The 5,872-nt window shown below is 60.7% G+C and carries 6 protein-coding genes and 2 pseudogenes; 4 read left to right on the plus strand and 4 right to left on the minus strand.

Features of this window, described 5'->3' with window-relative positions:
- From QZ213_RS23330 to QZ213_RS23340, 3 genes and pseudogenes are all read right to left on the minus strand, one after another.
- Window positions 1-98, minus strand: a pseudogene (locus tag QZ213_RS23330) (ATP F0F1 synthase subunit C); the annotation flags it as partial.
- Between the two features lie 39 nt (window positions 99-137).
- Entirely contained in the window at window positions 138-890 is a 753-nt protein-coding gene (locus tag QZ213_RS23335) for a F0F1 ATP synthase subunit A (protein ID WP_291688443.1), read from the minus strand.
- A gap of 77 nt (window positions 891-967) precedes the next feature.
- Window positions 968-1,348, minus strand: a complete 381-nt coding sequence (locus QZ213_RS23340) for an AtpZ/AtpI family protein (protein ID WP_291688448.1) — start codon at window positions 1,346-1,348, stop codon at window positions 968-970.
- Between the two features lie 425 nt (window positions 1,349-1,773).
- On the opposite strand from QZ213_RS23340, the gene QZ213_RS23345 reads away from it, so the two are divergent.
- From QZ213_RS23345 to QZ213_RS23355, 3 genes are all read left to right on the plus strand, one after another.
- The gene (locus QZ213_RS23345) at window positions 1,774-2,397 is read left to right on the plus strand and encodes a 2-hydroxychromene-2-carboxylate isomerase (RefSeq protein WP_291688444.1); all 624 of its coding nucleotides are present in this window, start codon (window positions 1,774-1,776) and stop codon (window positions 2,395-2,397) included.
- 41 nt (window positions 2,398-2,438) lie between these two features.
- Entirely contained in the window at window positions 2,439-2,960 is a 522-nt protein-coding gene (locus tag QZ213_RS23350) for a hypothetical protein (RefSeq protein WP_291688445.1), read from the plus strand.
- A gap of 144 nt (window positions 2,961-3,104) precedes the next feature.
- Window positions 3,105-3,578 carry a secondary thiamine-phosphate synthase enzyme YjbQ gene (locus tag QZ213_RS23355; RefSeq protein WP_291688446.1) on the plus strand — a complete coding sequence of 158 codons (474 nt, stop codon included), beginning with the start codon at window positions 3,105-3,107 and terminating at the stop codon, window positions 3,576-3,578.
- A 79-nt stretch (window positions 3,579-3,657) separates the two neighbouring features.
- Here QZ213_RS23355 and QZ213_RS23360 read toward each other — a convergent pair whose 3' ends face one another.
- Window positions 3,658-5,322 (minus strand): MFS transporter, encoded by a 1,665-nt coding sequence (locus tag QZ213_RS23360; RefSeq protein WP_291688447.1) that lies wholly within the window; start codon window positions 5,320-5,322, stop codon window positions 3,658-3,660.
- Window positions 5,323-5,690: 368 nt separating this feature from the next.
- On the opposite strand from QZ213_RS23360, the pseudogene QZ213_RS23365 reads away from it, so the two are divergent.
- Window positions 5,691-5,872 (plus strand): annotated as a pseudogene (locus tag QZ213_RS23365) (DNA-binding response regulator); the annotation flags it as partial.

The following is a 5,872-nucleotide window of genomic DNA, read 5'->3' on the forward strand; positions in this document are numbered from 1 at the left end:
AGATAGTTGCCGAAGATGATGCCCACGCCTGCGCCGGCGCCACCCATGCCAATGCAGGCAATACCAGCGCCAATGTACTTCGCGGCAATCGGATCCATGGAACGAACTCCTTCTTGAGGTTTGGTAGAGAGGCCGGATCAGTGGCCCGGATGGATAGCATCGTTGAGATAGATGCAGGTGAGGATGGCGAAAACGTAAGCCTGAAGGAACGCGACCAAGAGTTCGAGCGCGGTCAGCGCCATGGTCAGCCCGAGCGGCAACACGGCGCCGGCCCAGCCGAGAATTCCCAGGGCGCCGAGCATGGCGACGAAGCTCGCGAACACTTTCAACGCGATGTGGCCCGCGAGCATGTTCGCGAAAAGTCGCACCGAATGCGAAACGGGCCTCAGGAAGAACGATATGATCTCGATGAACACCACCAGCGGCAGGATGTAGATCGGAACACCCGACGGCACGAATATTTTGAAGAACTTCAGGCCGTTCTTGTAGAGGCCATAAAACAGCACGGTGAAGAACACCAAGAGCGCCAGCGCTGCGGTGACGATCAGATGGCTCGAAATCGTGAAGGTGTAGGGAATGATCCCGACGAGGTTCGAAACCATGATGAACATGAACAGCGAGAATACCAGCGGGAAGAACTTCATGCCTTCCGAGCCGGCCGTGCTTCTGATGGTGTTTGCGACGAATTCGTAGCTCAGTTCAGCCATCGACTGGATGCGGCCGGGAACGAGCTGCCGCCCGGCGGAGCCGCCGATCATCAATAGCGAGATGAGCGCCACCGCACCGAACATGTAGGCCGATGAATTGGTGAACGCGATTTCCTGTCCGCCGATGTGACCGATCGTGAAGAGCTTGGTGATCTGGAACTGATGAATTGGATCGGCGGCCATTCGTTTCTCAGTCTATCGGTTTCGCGATCTCTCGCGGATCGTGTCGAACGTTCAGTTTGCGCTTCGAAATGCCCGCGTCAGAGCCGTTCGGACTGCTTCGCCATCACGCCCGCCGCCCGCATCACATTGATCACGCCGGCGATAAAGCCAAGCAGCAAGAATACGATGAGGCCCCAGGGCGAAGTCGACAGCAAGCGATCGAAACCCCAGCCGAGAGCCGCTCCGACAAGGACACCCGCAACCAGTTCGGAGGAGAGGCGCAGCCCAACGGCCATGGCGGATGCCCTGGCCTGAGCCGTGTCCTGCTCAGTTCCGGACTGGTCAGTCCCGATTTTTCGGCTGTCCTGAATTTTGGACAACCGGTGATCCAGACTTCCGAGCCTTGCGGAAAGCGCAGCTTCGTCGGAGGACGATTGATCTCGACTTCCATTTTCGCCGCCATCCGTGCCTTCAGCCATGCTGTGGAGACCCGAAATGAAGCTTGCGTTGATGGAAATGACGCCCGTCACCCTCAAAAGCCGCGCGGACCATACTGACCGCATCTATGCAAGTCAAGATTACGGCATAACCATATAACCCATTGATTTGGCGTTATTTACGCCAATTGTGGGGAGCCGGTCTTAACCCGGACGCCGCACCGCAATAGCGCAAAGGGCGATCGGCAAATTTTCACGGGCAGGCTCCGGTCTTTCGACCGCGATCCTGGCCGCACTCAACCGAAACGTATTTCAGGGGTCGGGCGAGCCGCTGCCCGCTTCGCGCCTCTCTGCTCATACGGAATGATTCTCCCGATTTCGCCCAAATCACCGCGCGGTCATCGATCTTGCATCGTTCTGGCGGGTCTGTTGGGATGGCCGCGATCAATCGGATCCCGGGAACCCGCATGCCGCGCCAGCTCGACTACTATTTCTCGTTTCAATCCCCCTGGGCCTATATCGGACACAAGGTGTTCCAGGAGGTCGCGAAAACCTACGGCCTCAAGGTGAACTACAAGCCGGTCGTGCTGGTCGATCTGTTCTCGGAGACTGGCGGCCTGCCGCTGCTGAAGCGTCACCCGGTGCGGCAGCGCTATCGCATGGTAGAGTTGCAGCGCTGGCGCGACAGGCGCGGCTTGAACTTCCATCTTCAGCCGGAGAATTGGCCGTTCAACGCGCGGCTGGCCGACGGTGTGGTGATCGCGGCGATCGAAGCCGGGCTCGATCCCGAGCCATTCATGCGGCGGGCATTCCAGGCGGTGTGGGAGGACCAGCTCAAGATGACCGACCCCGCGATTTTGACCAAACTGGCCGACGAATCCGGACTTCCCTGCAAGCAACTTGTCGAGCGCTCGGGATCCGAGGAAATCAGCGCGGCCTACGAGAAGAACCGCCAGGACGCGCTGGCCGCCGACGTGTTCGGTTCGCCGGGCTATGTGCTCGACGGCGAGGTATTTTGGGGACAGGATCGGATCGAATTGCTCGCGGACGCGTTGAAATCAGGCCGCGCACCGTACCGTTCGCAGGTGTAGGATCAGGGAAAGCTCGATCGGTTTTGAGGCGGAGTACTCCCATGATGACAGCGACGTCGCCCTCGAGATTTTCTACCGCCGCCGCGGTCCTGCTGCTCTGCCTCGCCGGAATTGGCGGCACGCGTGCAGAGCCGATGCCCGATAGCGAGAACGGCCGCTATGTGCTGTCGCCGGTCACTGACGGCGTGATCAAGCTCGACACCAGGACCGGTGACGTTTCCACCTGCGGCAACAGCGGCACGGGCTGGGCCTGCTATGCGGTGCCCGACGAACGCGCGGCCCTCGATGCGGAAATCGGCCGGCTGCAGGCCGAGAACGAACGGCTGAAAGCGCAGATGGCGGCGCGCGAACCGACCGTGTCAGGCAAGATCGACGAGCCGCTGCCGAAGTCGGATTCGATGAAGAAGCCCGAGCCCAAGGTCGCCGAGAGCGAGCGCAAGATCGAAATCCCGCTGCCCAGCGACCGCGACATGGATCGTATGATGTCGTTTCTGGAGCAGGCGTGGCGGCGGCTGGTCGAGATCGCCAACCGGATGCAGAAGGATGTCAGCGGCAAGATTTGAGTTTCTGGTCGTCGCTGCGAAAGCAGGGGACCCATAATCACTGCTGTTGATTTCATGAAGGTATCAGCTTCGTCTGCGCAAAATCGAGAGACCGCGGAGTATGGGTCGCTGCTTTCGCAGCGACGACGTGTGGAGAGATTACTTGTGACTTCACCCAAATCAGTATCCCGAACCGCGCCCTCGACGGTTGCCGCCACCACCATCGTCTCCTCGCTATTGACGGTTCAAACGTCCGGACGCGGCTTTACCGATCTCACCGCCGAGGTCGCAAAGTTTGCAAGAGATTCCGGTGCGAAAGAAGGCGGGGTGACGCTGTTCATCCGTCACACCTCGGCGTCGCTGACGATCCAGGAGAACGCCGATCCGACGGTGCTGGTCGATTTGACGACGGCGCTCGGTCGCCTCGCGCCCGAGGACGCCGGATGGCGCCACGACACCGAGGGTCCCGACGACATGCCTGCGCATGTCAAGACCATGCTGACGGCGACCTCGCTGCATGTTCCCGTTCTGAAGAGCGAGCTCGCGCTCGGAACGTGGCAGGCGATCTACCTGATCGAGCACCGCGCGCGGGCGCATCGCCGGGAGATCGTGCTGCAGTTTGTCGGTGCGATTCACTAAAACAAAACCGGCCGCGGAGCGATCCGCGGCCGGCTTTGCGTCAGTCTTGTCGGGGCGATCGCCGCCGCCGGCATGCTTCCTAGTTCGTCTTGATATCGACGTCCTTGGTTTCCGGCAGGAAGAAGAAGCCGACGACCGCGGTGATCGACGCGAAGATGATCGGATACCATAGGCCCGCGTAGATGTCGCCGGTCGAGGCCACGATCGCAAACGCGGTGGCGGGCAACAATCCGCCGAACCAGCCATTGCCGATGTGGTAGGGCAGCGACATCGAGGTGTAGCGGATCTTGGTCGGGAACAGTTCGACCAGCATCGCCGCGATTGGGCCGTACACCATGGTGACGAAGATCACCAGGATGAACAGCAGCCCGATGATCGCCGCAACCTGCGGACGGAAGATATCGAACGGGTTCGACATCTTCACGATTCCGGCGTCGCCCGCCTTGGGATAGCCGGCCGCGGCCACGGCCGCGGCAACCGCGGGGTTACCGGCCTTCGCGTCGGTGTAGGGCACTTCCTTGCCGCTCACCATCACCTTCACGCCTGAGCCCGCGGGGCCATACGCGGTCGAATATTTCACCGACGACTGGGCCAGGAAGGCACGGGCGGTATCGCAGGGCGACGAGAACACGCGGGTGCCGACCGGGTTGAACAGATCGCCGCAGAGTGCGGGATCGGAGACGACCTCGACCTTGGTTCCTTCGATGGCCTTTTCCAGCGCCGGGTTGGCGTTGGACGTGATCATCCGGAAGATCGGGAAGAAGGTCAGTGCCGCGATCAGGCAGCCCGCCAGGATGATCGGCTTGCGGCCGATCTTGTCGGACAGCGCGCCGAACACGACGAAGAAGCCGGTGCCGAGCAGCAGTGACCACGCGATCAGGAGATTGGCGGTGTAGCCGTCGACCTTCAGGATCGATTGCATGAAGAACAGCGCGTAGAACTGGCCGGTGTACCAGACCACGCCCTGACCCATGGTGCCGCCGAGCAGCGCGAGGATGACGATTTTGGCGTTGCTCCAGTTGGCGAAGGCTTCAGTCAGCGGAGCCTTCGAGCTCTTGCCCTCGTCCTTCATCTTCTGGAACACCGGCGACTCATTGAGGCGCAGCCGGATCCAGACCGAGACCGCCAGCAGGGCGACCGACACCAGGAACGGAACGCGCCAGCCCCAGGCGGCGAATTCAGGCTCGCCGAGTGCCGTGCGGGTGAACAGAATCACCAGCAGCGACAGGAACAGGCCAAGCGTGGCCGTGGTCTGAATGAACGAGGTGTAATAGCCGCGTTTGCCCTGCGGCGAATGCTCGGCCACATAGGTGGCGGCTCCGCCATATTCACCGCCGAGCGCCAGACCCTGCGCCAGACGTAACGCGATCAGGATGACCGGGGCGGCAAAGCCGATGGTCGCAGCGTTGGGCAGCAGGCCGACGATGAAGGTCGACAGACCCATGATCAGGATGGTGACGAGGAAGGTGTATTTGCGTCCGACGATGTCGCCGATGCGTCCGAACACGATGGCGCCGAACGGGCGCACCAGGAAGCCGGCGGCGAAGGCGAGCAGCGCGAAGATGTCGCGCGTTGCCGGCGGATAGGCCGAGAAGAACTGCGCGCCGATGATCGGGGCGAGCGATCCGTAAAGATAGAAGTCATACCATTCGAAGACGGTACCGAGCGACGAAGCGAGAATGACGAACCGTTCGTCCTTCGTCATTCCGCCGGTTCTTACCGATGTTGCAGCCATTGTGGACATTTTGATTCGCTCCCCGAGATCGTTGATGCAAGGTTCGCCCCACCCGCCGAACTGAGCCGGATTAGCTTAAGGGCCTCGTGCTAAGGTAACATCCGCGTGAAACCTCTCCCAATAAGACTTTTGGCCCTTCACACTTCTATGTCTGAGACGGTGACATTACGGACGCAGTCGCTCGTCCAACCCCGGGGCGCTGCGCCGGACGTATTGCGACGCACAAATCGTGCGGATTAACCGCGTTGCTGCGTGGCATTATTGTATGCTTGCATGCCACCGCTCATCAGAGGACAATTGATGCTACAGGAAAAATTAGCTTGGCAGGCCCAAAAAATGCGGTCACGGGTTTGTCGCAACCCTCATGCAAGAAGTAAATGACTGCCATCGCTAGCACCCGTCTCGTCATTGCCGACGACCATCCGCTGTTTCGCGATGCCTTGCGGCAGGCGGTCGCGAGCGTCGTGACCTCGGCAAGGATCGATGAAGCGGGATCGTTCGAGGATCTGACCTCGCTGCTCGAGCAGGATTCCGATGTCGACCTGATCCTGCTCGATCT

It is taken from the genome of Bradyrhizobium sp., assembly GCF_017881085.1.
In the GTDB taxonomy this organism is placed as follows: domain Bacteria; phylum Pseudomonadota; class Alphaproteobacteria; order Rhizobiales; family Xanthobacteraceae; genus Bradyrhizobium.